The organism is Rickettsia montanensis str. OSU 85-930, assembly GCF_000284175.1.
GTDB classification, from domain to species: Bacteria; Pseudomonadota; Alphaproteobacteria; order Rickettsiales; family Rickettsiaceae; genus Rickettsia; species Rickettsia rickettsii.
On sequence record NC_017043.1, the window covers coordinates 664,064 to 681,041 of the forward strand.

Sequence of the window (16,978 nt, forward strand, 5' to 3'; positions counted from 1 at the left end):
CTTGAGATTGCTACGCTCCTTGCAGTCGCTCGCAATGACGACAATGTTTACCTCTCCCGAATACCCTTATACTCTCTATGTACATAACCGGTGTAAAGCTGTCTAGGTCTGCTGATTTTTTGTTCAGGGTCTTCGTGCATTTCTTTCCATTGTGCCATCCAGCCTACGGTTCTTGCTATTGCAAAAAGTACCGTGAACATTTGCGACGGTATACCCATAGCTTTATAGATAATACCCGAATAAAAATCAACATTTGGATATAATTTTCTCTCAATAAAATATTCATCTTTAAGAGCGATAGCTTCAAGTTCTATTGCTATTTGTAAGAGCGGATTGTTATCTAGCTGCCCGAGTTCCTTTAATACTTCTTTGCACGTTTCTTTAAGTACTGCGGCACGCGGGTCATAGTTTTTATATACACGATGACCAAAACCCATTAACCTAAATGGATCATTTTTATCCTTAGCTTTAGCTATATATTTAGGAATATACTCAGAACTACCGATTTCTTTAAGCATATTTATTACCGCTTCATTAGCCCCGCCGTGAGCAGGTCCCCAAAGTGAGGCAATACCCGTGCTAATACAAGCAAAAGGGTTAGCTCCGGATGAGCTGGCAATTCGGACTGTTGAAGTAGAAGCATTCTGCTCATGATCGGCATGTAGGATAAATATCTTATTAAGAGCATTTTTTATTATTGGATTTACTTTATATTTCGTACAAGGCGTTGCAAACATCATATGCAGAAAATTTTCGGTAAAATCTAACGAATTATCAGGATAAATAAACGGTTGTCCTATAGAATATTTATAAGACATTGCGGCGATGGTAGGTATCTTAGCAATCATTCTAATAGCGGTAAGTTCGTAGTCTGCTTCCTTAAAATTCAATAAATCAGGATAAAATGCCGAAAGAGAACCAACAGCCGCAAGCATAATAGCCATAGGATGAGAAGAGCTACAAAAGGTTTGAAATAAATAGTGTAATCTTTCATTCACTAATGAATGATGAGCAACCTGTTTAGTGAAATTATTATACTGCTCGCCACTTGGTAGTTCCCCATAAATCAGTAAATATGCTACTTCTAAAAAATCACTTTTCTCAGCTAAGTCTTTAATATCATATCCTCGATGCCGCAAGATTCCTTTATCACCGTCTATATAGGTGATAGTAGACTGACAAGAAGCAGTAGACATAAAACCCGGGTCGTAAGTAAAGCAATCGGCTTCCGCAGATACCCTACTTATATCGATTACATCCTCACCGATACTTGCTTTAAGTATAGGTAATTCAAATATTTTTCCTCTGATTTTTAATTCAGCAAATTCTGAATCATTATTATTTTCATTGGTCATATGGATATACCTTATTTTTATACACCAGTAAGTATAACCATAATTTAATGAAATTAGAAATGAATTATGATTTATTAGGATTTAAAAATTTTCTTTGATATCTTGCTCAACTTGCAAGGTTAATGAAAATTTAAAACGCACATGCTTCTACTTTCAACTGCAAGCCTAAAGCGTTTAATAAAGATCCTATATTGTCGACACTTGGATTACCTTTACTAGATAACATTCTATATATATGTTGTCTATTTATATGAGCTTCTTTATTATGATCCACGAAATATTGCTCTAACGCTTCATTAATACACCCTACTAATATTTCCTCATTTTGTAATTTTTCTTTTAAATAATCTGTAAACTTTCCATATAACACCCTCAATTTCGTTTATAAACTTCTTCTATTATTTCTAAGGCTTTTTTAATATCTTTGCCTTGAGCATCTTTATTACCTGCATTTGATAGCAGAATATCTGTTATAAAAATTGTATTTGTTTAGTGTTTTGCATATTAAGCTTAACTAGAGATGATTACACTGTCGCATATATACGACTAATTGTCCAGTAGAAAATTATTTTGAAAAGTACGTGAAGCTGTGAGTACTAGATTAATGTACAAGTTATGCAAGAAGTCTATTATTGACTAAATACTCCTTAATCTTGAGTAAATCATACCAAGAGGTGCGTTTTTGCATAGGTTGGCGGAGTAAATAGGCAGGATGGAAAATTGCCGTAGTTTGAATAGGAGCGGATAGATATTTATTGGTATAAAAATAATATTCTTGTCTAATTTTAGTAATACCCGAATTTTTTCCAAGTAAGCTAGTTGCAGCCGTGCTACCGACTAGAATAATTAGCTTCGGGTTAATAAGAGCAATATGCTTCTCGACAAAAGGTCTACAAATATCGACTTCTTCGAACGTCGGCTGTCTATTAGCAGGAGGACGCCAAAATACCGTATTAGTAATATAAGCGTTATTTTTTCGTGAAATTCCGATAGCGTGTAGCATATTATCAAGTAAATTGCCACTTTCGCCGTAAAAAGGTATTCCTTTCAAATCTTCGGTACTTCCTGGGGCTTCGCCTATTAACATAATTTTAGCTTCCAAATTACCGTCACCGAAAACCGTATTAGTAGCAAATTTCTTAAGTTCACAACCATTAAAATTTAGTAGAGATTCTTTTAGTTCTTCGATATTATTAGCTTTATCGGCAAGAGATCTTGCTAGGGTTATATTATCATGAACTTTATCATTCATATTGAATGCAGTTTCTTTTGTAGACATAAGTTTTACTTGTGGCTTTTCAGTTAGTTCAGTATTATTACGTACCTTTAATTGCGGTGGATGTTCATGGCAATAATATTCAACACCGATTGCACTTAACCATTTAAGCGTATTATTCATTATCTTAAAATAAAATATGTTAAAATATTCCGTACCACACGAACTAAACGGCATAAGGCTTGATAAAGCTCTATCATCGCTTCTTGAAAATGTTTCAAGGAATCAAATCCAAAAAGCTATTAAAGATTCGCAAGTACTAGTTAATGATGTAATTATTTCTGATCCTGATGTTTTGGTCAAGGAGAATGATATTATATTATTTTCTTTTAAAGAACCTGAAGAGCTAAAAATGGCAGCAGCAAATGTAGCACTTGATATAATATATGAAGACGATGATTTGATAGTAATTAACAAAGCTGCAGGTATGACGGTACACCCGGGAGCAGGGCATCATGACGATACGCTTGTTAATGCTTTATTACATCATACAAAAAACTTATCGGATATCGGCTCATCAGAAAGACCCGGGATAGTACATCGTTTAGATAAAGACACTACGGGCTTGATGGTAGTTGCTAAAAATAATAAAGCACATATGCTACTTGCAAATCAGATAGAACAAAGGCAGGTAATACGGAAATATAAAGTGTTAGTGTGGGGAGTAATAAATCCGCTAGAAGGAGTCATTAAGAATAATATAGGTCGCAGCCGAAGCGATCGCCAAAAAATGACCATATTAAAATATGGCGGCAAAGAAGCCGTTACACATTATAAGACTCTAGAATTATTTTATAAAGGTAGTATTAGTATGGTGGAGTGCAAGCTTAGTACGGGTAGAACTCACCAAATTAGAGTACAGTTAAGCCATTTAAAGCATTCGGTAGTCGGCGACCAAACTTACGGCAATAACGACCGAAAAATTGCTCATTCTCCCCCTGAACTAAAGGCAAAATTAATTGATTTTAAACGTCAAGCCCTGCATTCTTGGTATTTAAGTTTTACTCATCCGACTAGTAATGAGATTATGGAATTTTCTTGTGAGTTGCCAAGGGATATGGAAGAGATAATTAGTTTATAATTGACAAAATATTAATTTTTAATATAACATTAAGGATTAATATTTAAAAGATTTATAAAATGAAAAAAGCTAATGCTAAATTAGAAGAAGCCTTATATTCTATGGAAGAGGGTATTTTAAACCTTAGAAAACAAAAAGCGAGCTTAGAAGAGATTTTTACTTCACAGACAAAATTATTGCCTTAGATATATCAAATTATAGAGATTGGCCAGAAGTAAAAGATTTTATTTTAAAATTAGGTAATAATTTATCTTTTAAACCGCAATCTATAAAAATTGCTAGCTCTTCCCAATATAGTACAGAACATGAAATTAAAATTTCTGATTATAAAAGTTGCGTGCAAAGAAGCAAAAGCACCTGATAATATAGACATGCAATATATGCAAGCTTTGCGGATTTTCTCTGAATTTGATTTCAGTAAAATAGAAATATTCTAATTTACAACATCTTTTTACAAAGCTATATGAAGCACAAGAAGTAAAATCAGAAATTTATCATTATGAAGTAGAAGATGACTTACATCTTTTATATGGTAAAAGTTAATGGAGTAAATGTAACTACTTGGCAAAATGTCTCAAAGAAACAGGGGGAGTTTATAAACCAGTCCGGGAAAAAAGAATATAGAAAAGCTTTTATGGAACTAGATGCTTTTGACTCTAGCATAGAATATCATGACCAAGATTTAACAGATGTATATGTAGTTTTTACCTATAATAAAGCATGGGAACAGAAAAGTAGTATTGATATACCATCGGTAGAAATGATTATAACTATGGCAACTTCTCAAAACACAAATTTTATTTCACATATAGGAATAACAAAAGCTCCAATATATGACTATAATAATACTAAAAAACATTCAAGTCTTTCTCTTAAACTTCATAGTTTTATTGCTAAATGTGCAGAGATTATTTATCCTAACAAAAAAGAATATATGATTACTGTTCCAACAAAAAATATGACTCATATTATTATTAAAGAATATGAGAAAAAACAAATTTTAGATAAAATATATATAGGACATCAAGACACAAAAATACCGCAAGAATCTTTAGAGGAATGAAAATCTAAATATCAAAATACTAAGTGTACACGATATGAGGGACAAGAGTATAAGCATTATTTTAAAGCTTATTTAGAATGTATTTTAAAAAATCAACAAGAAATTTTAGGTGAGAAGAAAGCTCTCATAAAATTTACCGAAGCAGGATATGGTGCTTCTTCTGACTTTATTTTGTATGGGAAAAATGGTGAAGTACTAAATAAACTAACTGCTGACCAGATAAAAGGAGAGTTCGCTTGGTTTTGTACTAGTCCTTATTTATTAAAAAATCAACACGAACAAGAACCTTTAATCACTTGTGATTTAGAAACATTAGCAAATCTTAGCTTTAAAAATAGCTATATAGAACATGAATATTATTCAGAAATAATTGGTGATATAATAACATAAAACGGTTTATGAAAATAATTAAAATACCTAAAACCAAAAATTATCTTAAAATAGATATTATAACTCTAGAACCCGGATATTATAAGAATCAATTTGGTAATAATATATTTCGTGAATTTACTGAACTTAAAAAACGAGCACCGCTAGGTAGTGTAGATGAGATTTTAGAAATGAAAAATTTTGGCAGAAAATAAAACTTTCCATGCAATGTTCTATAAAGCAAATTCTTAGTGACGCTACAGATAAATTAAATAAAATAGGTATTAGTTCGCCGCAATTAGAGGCACGAATTTTACTACAGCATGTTATAAATAAACCTATTGAGTATTTACTTATTAATCTTGATGAGCAGTTAAATGAAGCCGAGATAGAAGCTTTTGAAAAACTGTTAGAAAGAAGATTAAAGCATGAACCGATAGTATATATTACAGGTGTTAAAGAATTTTACTCACGTGAATTTATTGTTAATAAACATGTATTAATTCCAAGAAGCGATACTGAAGTTTTAGTGGATGTTGTATTTCAATGTCATTCCCGCTTTCGCGGGAATGACATAAGCGAAAACTACAATGACAAATTCTTAAACATCCTAGAACTTGGCACAGGTAGCGGCTGCATTGCTATCAGTCTATTATGTGAGTTACCGAATGCTAATGTAATTGCGACCGATATAAGTCTTGATGCTATAGAACTTATCAAAAGTAATGCGGCAAAATATGAGGTAACGGATCGCATTCAGATTATTCACAGTAATTGGTTTGAGAATATTGAAACTCAGAAATTTGATTTTATCGTTAGCAACCCGCCATATATAGCTCACAGCGAAAAATCAGAGATGGCAATTGAAACAATCAATTATGAACCGTCTATTGCTTTATTTGCTGAAAAAGATGGACTACAAGCTTACTTTCTCATCGCCGAAAATGCCAAACAATTCTTAAAACCAAACGGTAAGATTATATTAGAAATAGGGTTTAAACAGGAAGAAGCGGTAACCCAAATTTTCTTAGATCATGGTTATAATATTGAAAGCGTTTATAAGGATCTACAAGGTCACAGTAGGGTAATATTATTTTCTCCTATTAATCTCAATCGGTCATATGCAAGACGTATCGGTAAAAGCTTATCAGGAGTACAACAGAATTTATTAGATAACGAACTACCAAAATATTTATTTTCTAAAGAAAAGCTTGTAAATAAAAAACGTAAAGTATTTCTTGAGATAGGCTTTGGTATGGGTGAGCATTTCATTAATCAAGCTCAAATGAATCCTAATGCACTTTTTATTGGGGTAGAGGTATATTTAAACGGAGTTGCAAATGTTTTAAAGCTTGCAGGCGAACAAAATATCACGAATTTTTTATTATTCCCTAATAATTTGGATTTAATATTAAATGAGATACCAAGTAATAGCCTTGATGGAATTTATATTTTATTTCCCGATCCATGGATAAAAAATAAGCAAAAAAAGAAACGTATTTTCAATAAAGAACGACTTAAGATTTTACAAGATAAGCTAAAAGACAATGGTAATTTAGTATTTGCTTCCGATATCGAAAATTATTTTTATGAAGCAATAGAGTTAATACAGCAGAATGGTAATTTTGAAATTATAAATAAAAATGATTATTTAAAACCGCACGATAACTATGTAATTACCAAATATCATCGAAAAGCTATTAAGGCGAATAGAACGCCGAAATTTATGATTTTGCGGCACGTTTTAGGCGATCATTAATTGCAACCCCTATATTCACTTGAGGTATAGGGCTAACTGCTATACCTCTTACATCATGAGATGCAGCATAATCGTCAAGTATTCTTAAATAAGCATAAAGATTTGCAGCGGCTTCTATAAAGTCACCTTTTACACTTAAGTTTAATGAAAATCTTCCTGTAAGATTGCTATTGCTAAAATTTAATCCGATTTCTTTATCCTCTAAATTTATAGCATTTAGCCTAACCGGTACTTTTGGTGAATAGTGTTTTGCAAGCATTCCCGGAGCTTTTATAGTACTTGTCTCTGATGCTTTTAAAACTTCTATCCCTAGTATTTCTCCTAAAATTTCAGCAGTTATAAACCCTTCTCTAAGAATAGTAGGAGTAACAGTTGTTGTATCGATTATCGTTGACTCTAGCCCATATTTAGATTGATAGATTTCAGGTACTAAAATAAAAATTTCCTGATTATCCTTAAAATGTTTTGTGACATGCTCAGCGTTAGTCGGACTAATATAGTTTGAAGGGTTAGCACTTGGGGCAGCTATAGGTATGCCTGATTGTCTGATAAGCTCTAACGCTACAGGATAAGACGGTATCCGAAGTGCTATGGTATTTAGTCCTGCTGTTACGCTAGGGGCAATATTTGCATTCTCTTTTAAAGGGACAACTATAGATAATGGTCCAAACCAAAATTTTTCTGCTATTTTTGTAGCTAAATCGTTAAACTCCCCTATTTCCTTTGCTTGCTCTATGGAGGAGACATGCACGATAAGCGGATTGATAGCAGGGCGCTCTTTGAACTGAAAAATCTTTAAACACGCCTCATTATTTGTGGCATCCGCACCAATCCCATAGACTGTTTCAGTCGGAAAAACAACCACTTTACCTGATTTTATAAATTGAACTGCTTTGTTTATCATAAGCGGTTAAACTTAGCTACTTTATCAAATAACTCGCAAATATTCTGTAATAACGACAAACGATTTTGAGCGATCTTTGGATCAGAGTCATTAACGAGTACATTATCAAAAAAGCTAGTAATGGGGGTTAATAGAGACGATAATAAATTTAAGGCTTTCTTATAATCTTTATCAGCTATACTATCTATAATTTGCGGAGAAATTTTTTGGATTACTTCAAATAATTCTTTTTCAGGTTGTGTACTAAAGAGACTCGCATCAACTAAGCCGGTAATTTTCTGATCACCAATTATATTGCTAGCTCGTTTGTAAGCATTTAATAATTGCTTGCCTGCGTCTTCTATTAAAAATTCTTTTAACGCATCAAGTTTAAAGTTTGTATCTACTAAATTTAAGTCAAGAACTGCATTAATTAACGCAATATCATAGTCATTTTTAAAGTAAAACTTTGCTCTTTCTTCAAAAAAAGATATTATTAAATTCTTATTTTCGTCAGATGAATCTTTATATAAGTTTATAGAAAAATTAATTAAATCATTAAAATTTAGCTCTAATTTATTTTCAAGTATTATTCTTATTATACCAAGAACTTGACGTCTTAAGGCATATGGATCACCTGAGCCTGTTGGTGCTTCCCCTGCTATCATCAAACCTACTAAACTATCTAGCTTATCGGCTAAAGCAAGTAAAGCCGCATTTCCGCTTGGTACATTGTCGCTCAAACCTTGCGGTTTACAATGGTCTCTAATTGCAGCGGCTATTTCTGCATTTAGCCCTTCATGTTTTGCATAATAATAACCCATAATCCCCTGTAAATCCGGAAATTCCCCGACCATATCAGAAACAAGATCACTTTTGCAAAGTCTAGCTGCTGTAATCAAATCCTTATTATTTGGAGCTATATAATTACAAATATCGGTTATGCGTTCAATTTTTTCTCTTAAATTACCAAGCTTTGCATGAAATGTTACAGCTTCTAATTGGCCTAATCTTGATGCTAAAGTTTTAGCTATATCCTGCTTACAAAAATATAAAGCATCCGAAAGACGTGCTGATAGAACTTTCTCGTTACCTTGAATAACTAGTTCAGCATTTGTAAATCTACCATTACTGACAAAGAGAAAATACGGTGTGAAATTTCCTGTTTTATCAAATAAACAAAAATATTTCTGATGCGTATGCATCGAAGAAATAAGTACTTCTTTAGGTAACTCTAAAAATTTTTGCGGGATTTTTCCAAGCAGTACAACAGGAAATTCGCTAAGCCCTGCTACTTCTTCTACTAAACGATTATCTTCTTTTATAATTAAATCATGAGAATTTGCTAGTTCCAGTAAACCGGTTTTAATTATTGCCTCTCTCTTTGCTCTTTCTAAAATAACATGATTTTCTAAAAGCTTATTTCTATAATCTTCAAAATCTGTTACTTCTAATTTTTTATTGTCAGTAAGACGATGCCCATACGTAATATTATTAGCGGTTAAATGCCCAAATTGCATCGGTAATATTTCACCGTCAAATATGCATAAAATATTTCGCAGAGGTCTAATCCATTTTATTTTGTAATCACCCCAAAACATCGATTTTGCCCAGCTATATTTATTAATAGCCTCTATAATAATCTCCGGCAAAATCTCTTTTATTTCTCTTTCTTCTGTTTTTTTGACAAAGAAATAATATAGCTGATTACTAATTAATTTAGTAGAAAGCTCTAATTTACTAACATTATGAGCTTTACAAAAGCCGTTAATAGCGGCTTCCGGAGCTGCTATGCTTGGTCCTTTAATTTCTTCCTCTTTTGGCAAAGTTATCTTTGGCAAATGGGTAGCATGCAGCGTTATCCTGCGAGGTCCCGCGAATACTTGTACTTTTGCAAATATTTCGTTTTCTTCAAAAATTTTCGTGAATATATTTAAATAACCCTCTTCAGCATTTTTTTGCATAAAAGCCGGAATTTCTTCGCTAAATAGCTCTAATAATAACTCGCTCACTTGTTCATCTCCAACCATTTTGTACAACAAATTCTAGCTAAATGACGCACTCTTAAAACATAAGAAGCACGCTCAGTGACGCTAATTACTCCAAGTGCATTTAGTTGATTAAATGCATGACTTGCCTTAAGGCATTCATCATAAGCCGGCATAGGTAAATTAGCTTTGATTAATCTCTCACACTGGTCTTCGCTATCCTTGAAATGTCGCAGTAACATTTCACTATCGGCAAGCTCTAAATTATATTTTGAAAATTGCCGTTCAGCTTCGAAATCCACTTCACCGTATTTTAAAGCTTTTTCGCCTACTTGCCCGTTCCAATCAAGCTCTCTTACTTCATCAACACCTTGAATATATAAAGCAAGCCTCTCGAGTCCATAAGTGATTTCACCGGCAACGGGACGGCATTCAATACCGCCGATTTTCTGCATATAAGTAAATTGCGATACTTCCATACCGTTACACCATACTTCCCAGCCAAGCCCGGCAGCACCTAAGGTTGGCGACTCCCAATCATCTTCAACAAATCTGATATCATGAATTTTTAAATCTATGCCTAAACATTCTAAGCTTTTAAGATATAACTCTTGAATATTATCCGGCGACGGCTTTAAGATAACTTGAAACTGATAATAATGCTGCATTCTATTAGGATGCATGCCATACCTGCTATCCCCTGGTCTTCTTGATGGCTGAACATATGCAACAGACCAAGGTTTAATACCAAGGCAGCGAAGCACAGTTGCAGGGTGAAACGTACCGGCTCCGACATGGGCATCGTAAGGCTGCAATATTGCACAGCCATAATCCTGCCAATAATTTTGTAATGTCAGAATAATTTGCTGAAATGATAGTTTTTTCATAGGGTATTATTATTGGGAAAGAAAATTTTGATCAGTTAAAAGGATCGAATATTTTTATATTAAACATATTATAATGTTTGATATTTCTAGTAACTAGTACCATATTGCTTTGTTTTGCCTGTGCAGCTATTAAAGCATCGATTGCATTCGTACTATCAATACTCATTAATTCACTCCACTCCTCACACATTTCTTTGTCAATATTAAGAATTCTTTCATTATAGTCTATTATTATTCTTTCTAACCATTTTTCTAATTTCAAACTTGCTATTTTATCTTTCTTTGCTAATTTTGATATTCCCTTTCTTATTTCGCCGATAGTAATACAACTTAAGTGTAACTGGCTAGAATGAACAATTGAAAACCATGCTGCTACTTGAGAATTGGATTCTTTCTTTTGAATTTCAGATACAACATTAGTATCTAATAAATATTTCATAATTCAAAATCTCTAGCATACCCTTTTGCTCTCTGAATATCCAAATTATCTGTCTTAGGTATGCTCAATAAATATTCTTTGAAATCAGGTTTTTGTTTAGTAAGTTGTTTATAGTCTTTTATACTAATAATTACAACTGCTTCTTCACCCCTTTTTGTAATACATTGAGGGGTACCATGCATTGCAATATCAATAATATTACTTAACTTATTCTTTGCTTCGTGTAACTGCCATTTGTTCATATAAAATCCCCATATAGCTAGATTGTCTAGATTATTATAATATAAAGATTCAAAAAAATAAAATATTTTTTTATTAATTTGAAGTCTTAATAATACTCCTTGCCGATCTCGATTTTAGGGCGATTGTTTGCTACTCGCCAATCGTTAGTATCACGGAAAGAATAAACACAGCCGCAAAATTCTTGTTTATAAAAGTTCTCTTCTTTGGCAATTTCGTACATTCTGCTAGCACCGCCGTCTTTACGCCAATTATAAGTCCAATAGGTCACCCCTTCATAATGAGATGCCGCCCTAGTTCCTGATTCATTAATTTGGTTCATATCTTTCCATCTAGAAATACCAAGCGAGCTAGTTATAACTTTAAAGCCGTTCTCATAAGCATATAAAGCCGTACGCTCGAAACGCATATCAAAACACATTGTACAGCGTATACCTCTCTCAGGCTCAAACTCCATCCCTTTAGCACGCCTAAACCAATTTTGCGGATCATAATCTGCATCGATAAATTCTATATTATGTTTCTCGGCAAATTTAATATTTTCGTTTTTACGAAGCTCATATTCTTTTTTAGGATGAATATTAGGATTATAGAAAAAAAGCATAAACTTAATGCCGGTATCGATCATTTTTTCCATTAAAGGGCCAACACAAGGAGCACAACAACAATGGAGTAAAACCTTGCTTTCACCGTTTGGTATTTCAAAAACTTCGCTCATGCATATTAATTTACTAGATTCTTTTTATAGGTTTCTTTATAGAATTTTAGAATTATAGAAGATAACAAGGCAAGTGCAATTAAATAATATGCAATAGCATAATTGTCTCCGGTAACTTTCGTTAATATCATTGCTAACATTGGAGCAGTACCGCCAAATATAGCAGCTGCAAGGTTGTATGAAAGTGCAACACCGGTAAATCTTATGCTAGTCGGAAATATCTCTACTAAAACCGTTGGAATAGGTCCCATATAAATGCTAATAACTCCAGCAAATATTACTTGAGATATTATAGCTAAAGTAATATTCATCGACCCTAAGGCTACAAAAATAGGATAGACTGATAAAATTAACAAGATAATCCCCCATATTAGTACAGGACGTCGCCCCACCTTATCCGAAACATACGCAGATATAGGAAATACTATCATCATTACGATTAATATTATACTACTAACAATTGTGCTTTGCTGATTAGTATAACCGAGTGTTTGCATAAAATTACCAATAAAAACCGTAGAAGTATAAAAAGGAGCAGTTACGGTAATATACAGACCAAGTGCGATAATTAGTTCTTTTGGGTATTTTGTTAATGTTTCTCGTAAAGGAAAACGTGCTAAACGCCCTGTGCCCTTAGCTTTTTTATAAATAGGACTTTCTGCTAGGTTTTTTCTAATATATAAACCTACGGAGCTAATAAATAAACCGGCAATAAAAGGTATCCTCCAACCCCATTCAAATAGCATATCGGCAGGCATAAAATAAGAAAAACCGGCTGCTGTACCAAGTCCAAGCAGCATACCGCCGCACATACTAACAAATGAGCTACTCCCCGCAAGTCCCCGCTGCTCGAACGAAGCATGTTCTACAATATACGAAATACAACCGCTAAATTCCCCTCCTAAAGAAAAACCTTGTATGAGTCTGATAATAGTTAAAATAATAGGAGCGGCAATTCCAATAGTTTTATAACTTGGTAAGAGCCCTATCCCGGCAGTCGGTATTGCCATAGCTATAATACCCATCACCAAAGCAGTACGTCTACCGAATCTATCACCTATATTACCGAAAATAACACCGCCGAGCGGTCGTACTACAAAGCCTGCAGCAAATACCGCAAAAGTTAAAGTCTCTCGCATTTCTGGATCCGGAAAAAAATGCTGCCCTATAATATAAGCAAATTGCGCATATAATGCATAATCATACCATTCTAAAGCGTTGCCGATCATGCCGGATATTACTACTTTTCTCATTAAGTTATTTTATTGATTTTAAAAAAGATAATAAGAGTAATATTTTATATTCTCAAGTAAAAATAACTTTATTTCATGCGAATAGCTTTGCTTGCGTTGATACCGTAGTCGTCATTGCGAGGAGCATAGCGATGTGGCAATCTAGAAAAATAATTAAAAAATTCTGATTTACAGAATTTTTACTGGATTGCTTAGTCGAATTACTACGTAATTCTTCTTGCAATGACTATACCCTATCTATGTTTTTCATTAACCACTTTCTTAGTTAATTTAGCATTGATTTGAGAAGGAAAAACTTTAATATTTTGTTTGATGTTTTTTGTTTTTTCTTGAGATAGAAGACTTTCTTTATCATTTTGTAATGTTTTCATAAGCTTATCTATATTGCTTTGTTCTAGTTTTATTGCATTATCATTATTCAAAATTAATCCTCCAATTTTTTCACCAAGTTCAGGTGCATATCTGACGGCAAAAATTGATGCCGGTACAACTATGATAGAAAAAGCCGCTCCCGCAGTCGCAACACTGATTGCTCCGACTAATAAAGCACAAACAGCACCGGCGATTTTTCCGGTTGCTTGTTTAAATATATTACTTTTTTGTGTAAATACTAAAGACATCTCTAATATTTTATTAAATTCTTTCTTTATATAGATGGTTGCTTCATCAATATTATTATATTTCTTCATTGCATACATTACAGAAGCCTTAAATAATTTTTTGTGAGACTCCGCATAATTTATTATTTTGTCAAAATTCTTCTCTTTTAAAAGAGTTTTAAATATATTGTTAGTTTTTTCTTTTTCGGTACTATTTATTTCATCTCCAAAATAAACTTCTACAAGATTTTCTGCTATTATATCTTGTGATTGCTCTAAAATATTATTCTTATTTTGCTCATTTTCGTCTTCAGAAGTAATCATTATTGCAAATAACTCTAATGCTACGGAAAAATTATCATCGTTAATAACCCGCATACCTAAATAATTTTTGAGTCTAGAAATACATTTATTAATATATTTTTCAGCTTCTGGTTTAGAATTAAGCCTTAGCGTATAATCTATAGCAAGCATATTTGCAATAGTAGAGCAAGTAGATTTCATAAGATTATTGACAAAATTATTAACAATATCTTTTTTAAATAAATTAGTATTTACGTTATTAAGTACTATTGCATTATTCATTTTGATAATTTATTTTGAGGTTAATTCTCTGATATATAATATCAATTTAGCATAAATAAGATTAGGAGCATGATTTACTGAAAGTTTATATATATTCTTAGGTGTTAACACTTCTTCATTACGTACTCGTACAAAAGATATAAGAGTATTAGGAGGCATATAAGAATAAATTTCAGAGAATATTTTTAGAAAAGTCAAAAAATCTGCACATGCATATTTTATATTTATGCTATAATTATTTACATGAATCGATTCACCTTCTCCTTCAACCGCCTGAACATTATTTTTAAAAAATACTGAATTTATAAATACATCTATAGGTTCTACTAGATCATATTTATTGCTTAAGCTTTTTATTTTAGGAATTAGTTCTTGATAATTTAAGCAACTTACACTACTTGGCACGTTTAAATCTACATATTTTTTGTACGATTCTAATATTTCTTCTTTAGAGTTAATGACAGAATAAAGCTTTAAAATTTCCTCTGTTAGATTTTCTTGTAAAACTTGTTTATCAAGAATAGATTTATTGTATTCTTGCTGGAAATTTTTTATTATCCAAATAGTTAAGGAAATAAAGAAGAAATATATAATGAATTGAAAAAATATAAGATTCTTTAAATACATAATATATTTTTCAAACATATATTTTTACCTTGGGTTATTAGTGCCGTTGCATGGTTTATGTTATTCCCGCGTAGGCGGGAATCCAGAGTAAAGCGAGATAAATCGAGCTTTTAAAAAGCTTTAAAGTACTGGATTCCCGTCTACGCGGGAATAACATGGAATATTACGTTTTATTATCAACTATATTAACCGATAAAGGAATTACTACCTTACCGAATATATCAAGTATTTTATCCTTATATATAACATAATCTACCTGCAAATTAGATAATTCATTTTTTACGTTTGTCATATGATCATCTAGCATTTTTAGAGATTCATCTACCGATAGATTATTAGTATGATATTTAAGTATTAATTTGATCATTAATTGTCTCTTAGAAACTAACAAAATATTATCTATATTTGTTAATTCCCATTTAATTTCTTCTAATTTAAAAGCCGGATTTAAAGTAATTATTAGCCTTTTAAGTAAATCAAACGGCAGTGGTATCGGTGCTTCTAGTAATTTTTCTATTACATATAAATCAGCTAGGCTAGTAGTATTTTTAATATAAGGATATTTATATTTGATACCATCATATTCTGGATTTGTTGCATAATATTTTTCATTAATAGAGTTTATGTCTTTGTAATTTTGTTTTGTATTATATTTGATAATACCAACCACTAATATTAATATTATAAGTAATGCACTATATAATTTAAATGTCAGATCCTTTATAGTAACTAGTTTTTTTATTGATTTTAAATTATTATTATAAGCAGGAAAACTCTTATATTCTAGAAACAGTCTACTAATATTCGTATCTATAAATCTTCCTTTTTCTAGAGTTTGCTTATTTAGTATATTATCAACCGGTATAAAGATTACAGGGCGTTCTTCAAAATTTGTTGATTCTAATAAAGATTTTAACTCTTCATCTACTATAAGAATTATACAGGCTCTTTGGTCAAGATTACTTATATAGTTTTTAAATAATATCAAACAATCATTAATTTCTTGTTCTATAATACCTTGAACATAGCCGATTGTTTTATCAAATGGATACTCAAGATTTTTAATTGTTATTATATTATCTTTATGTTTGATAACAAATTTTATACCGCTAGCTTGTGATGCATATACACAAATTTGAAAATAATCTTTATATTCATCATTTTCTATATTTTGCACTATTTTATTTATAATAACTTTTAGCTCTAACGTTAAAAAGTAAATTCCTTTTAAATCAAGAGATCTTTTACCTATAATGCATGAAATTATATCACTTAAAGGTGTTTCAAATGGACACGACATAATTAAAGTCGACCAAATTTCACTTGGGGTAGTAGTAATTTCGTAAACACAATGTGCTATAATGTCTTCTTTATTAAAATAACCTTCAATAAATTGTTCAATAGGATCAAGTTTAACTATTGACTGTAATATAGGTATTTGATCGTGCCGTGTTTTACATTCGCTGCCGTCAAGTAAAAAATAAATATCGCTTTTTGGAAATTTACTAAAAAAGTTTTTATAAGGATTTAAGTCTATCTGTTCCCAAATAGGGATAAATAATTTATCTAATAATTTATTATCGAGAAAAGTACTAAGAAATGCACCTTTATTACCTAGTAACACCACAATCTTTTTTCTTTTGAAAGAAAATATTTTTAATTTTGTAGCAAATTGAACAAAATGTAATTTGATCGAATCAAAAATATTTTTCATAAATAAATTTATTTTAATCATAATTCAGTGTATTTTACTATACTGGACGTCATTTCTGCGTGGATACCACCTTGTCATTGCGAACGACTGATAAGGAGCGTGGCAATCTCAGGACTTTGACACGAGATTGCGTATGTACAAT

19 protein-coding genes are annotated in these 16,978 nt (G+C 31.9%); 6 read left to right on the plus strand and 13 right to left on the minus strand.

What is annotated here, in order from left to right:
• Positions 1 to 47: 47 nt before the first annotated feature.
• From MCI_RS03630 to MCI_RS03640, 3 genes are all read right to left on the minus strand, one after another.
• Positions 48 to 1,355 carry a citrate synthase gene (locus tag MCI_RS03630; protein WP_014409697.1) on the minus strand — a complete coding sequence of 436 codons (1,308 nt, stop codon included), beginning with the start codon at positions 1,353 to 1,355 and terminating at the stop codon, positions 48 to 50.
• 130 nt (positions 1,356 to 1,485) lie between these two features.
• A complete protein-coding gene (locus MCI_RS03635; protein ID WP_410526316.1) occupies positions 1,486 to 1,671 on the minus strand; it encodes a DNA-binding protein in 186 nt (61 codons plus the stop codon).
• A 297-nt stretch (positions 1,672 to 1,968) separates the two neighbouring features.
• Positions 1,969 to 2,754 carry a uracil-DNA glycosylase gene (locus MCI_RS03640; RefSeq protein ID WP_014409699.1) on the minus strand — a complete coding sequence of 262 codons (786 nt, stop codon included), beginning with the start codon at positions 2,752 to 2,754 and terminating at the stop codon, positions 1,969 to 1,971.
• A gap of 16 nt (positions 2,755 to 2,770) precedes the next feature.
• Here MCI_RS03640 and MCI_RS03645 point away from each other — a divergent pair, with 16 nt between their 5' ends.
• From MCI_RS03645 to trmB, 6 genes are all read left to right on the plus strand, one after another.
• On the plus strand, positions 2,771 to 3,712 hold the full coding sequence (locus tag MCI_RS03645; RefSeq protein ID WP_014409700.1) for an RluA family pseudouridine synthase: 942 nt from the start codon (positions 2,771 to 2,773) through the stop codon (positions 3,710 to 3,712).
• 59 nt (positions 3,713 to 3,771) lie between these two features.
• Positions 3,772 to 3,897 carry a hypothetical protein gene (locus MCI_RS10285; protein WP_014409701.1) on the plus strand — a complete coding sequence of 42 codons (126 nt, stop codon included), beginning with the start codon at positions 3,772 to 3,774 and terminating at the stop codon, positions 3,895 to 3,897.
• Positions 3,898 to 4,241: 344 nt separating this feature from the next.
• The gene (locus MCI_RS03655; protein ID WP_232202619.1) at positions 4,242 to 4,775 is read left to right on the plus strand and encodes a hypothetical protein; all 534 of its coding nucleotides are present in this window, start codon (positions 4,242 to 4,244) and stop codon (positions 4,773 to 4,775) included.
• Positions 4,776 to 4,946: 171 nt separating this feature from the next.
• Positions 4,947 to 5,165 carry a hypothetical protein gene (locus tag MCI_RS03660; protein WP_041404113.1) on the plus strand — a complete coding sequence of 73 codons (219 nt, stop codon included), beginning with the start codon at positions 4,947 to 4,949 and terminating at the stop codon, positions 5,163 to 5,165.
• 8 nt (positions 5,166 to 5,173) lie between these two features.
• Positions 5,174 to 5,359 (plus strand): hypothetical protein, encoded by a 186-nt coding sequence (locus MCI_RS03665; protein WP_014409702.1) that lies wholly within the window; start codon positions 5,174 to 5,176, stop codon positions 5,357 to 5,359.
• Between the two features lie 8 nt (positions 5,360 to 5,367).
• Entirely contained in the window at positions 5,368 to 6,903 is a 1,536-nt protein-coding gene (trmB, locus tag MCI_RS03670; protein WP_014409703.1) for a bifunctional peptide chain release factor N(5)-glutamine methyltransferase PrmC/tRNA (guanosine(46)-N7)-methyltransferase TrmB, read from the plus strand.
• Here trmB and MCI_RS03675 read toward each other — a convergent pair.
• The 10 genes from MCI_RS03675 to MCI_RS03720 form a co-directional block, all read right to left on the minus strand.
• Positions 6,869 to 7,807, minus strand: a complete 939-nt coding sequence (locus MCI_RS03675; RefSeq protein ID WP_014409704.1) for an L-threonylcarbamoyladenylate synthase — start codon at positions 7,805 to 7,807, stop codon at positions 6,869 to 6,871. The two genes, trmB and MCI_RS03675, sit on opposite strands and share 35 nt — an antisense overlap.
• Positions 7,804 to 9,798, minus strand: coding sequence for a glycine--tRNA ligase subunit beta (glyS, locus tag MCI_RS03680; protein WP_041404207.1), 1,995 nt, complete (start codon positions 9,796 to 9,798; stop codon positions 7,804 to 7,806). Before glyS ends, MCI_RS03675 begins: the two co-directional genes overlap by 4 nt.
• Positions 9,795 to 10,661 (minus strand): glycine--tRNA ligase subunit alpha, encoded by an 867-nt coding sequence (locus MCI_RS03685; protein WP_014409706.1) that lies wholly within the window; start codon positions 10,659 to 10,661, stop codon positions 9,795 to 9,797. The genes glyS and MCI_RS03685 overlap by 4 nt, the downstream gene beginning before the upstream one ends.
• A 31-nt stretch (positions 10,662 to 10,692) precedes the next feature.
• A complete protein-coding gene (locus tag MCI_RS03690) occupies positions 10,693 to 11,100 on the minus strand; it encodes a type II toxin-antitoxin system VapC family toxin (protein ID WP_014409707.1) in 408 nt (135 codons plus the stop codon).
• Positions 11,097 to 11,342, minus strand: a complete 246-nt coding sequence (locus MCI_RS03695) for a type II toxin-antitoxin system Phd/YefM family antitoxin (protein WP_004997145.1) — start codon at positions 11,340 to 11,342, stop codon at positions 11,097 to 11,099. Before MCI_RS03695 ends, MCI_RS03690 begins: the two co-directional genes overlap by 4 nt.
• Before the next feature lie 86 nt (positions 11,343 to 11,428).
• Positions 11,429 to 12,058 (minus strand): epoxyqueuosine reductase QueH, encoded by a 630-nt coding sequence (locus MCI_RS03700; RefSeq protein WP_014409708.1) that lies wholly within the window; start codon positions 12,056 to 12,058, stop codon positions 11,429 to 11,431.
• 5 nt (positions 12,059 to 12,063) lie between these two features.
• Positions 12,064 to 13,311 carry a metabolite/H+ symporter gene (locus tag MCI_RS03705; protein WP_014409709.1) on the minus strand — a complete coding sequence of 416 codons (1,248 nt, stop codon included), beginning with the start codon at positions 13,309 to 13,311 and terminating at the stop codon, positions 12,064 to 12,066.
• 233 nt (positions 13,312 to 13,544) lie between these two features.
• Entirely contained in the window at positions 13,545 to 14,495 is a 951-nt protein-coding gene (locus tag MCI_RS03710) for an RP853 family protein (RefSeq protein WP_014409710.1), read from the minus strand.
• 9 nt (positions 14,496 to 14,504) lie between these two features.
• Positions 14,505 to 15,140, minus strand: coding sequence for a hypothetical protein (locus MCI_RS03715; protein ID WP_014409711.1), 636 nt, complete (start codon positions 15,138 to 15,140; stop codon positions 14,505 to 14,507).
• A gap of 145 nt (positions 15,141 to 15,285) precedes the next feature.
• Positions 15,286 to 16,857, minus strand: coding sequence for a hypothetical protein (locus tag MCI_RS03720; RefSeq protein WP_014409712.1), 1,572 nt, complete (start codon positions 16,855 to 16,857; stop codon positions 15,286 to 15,288).
• Positions 16,858 to 16,978 lie beyond the last annotated feature (121 nt).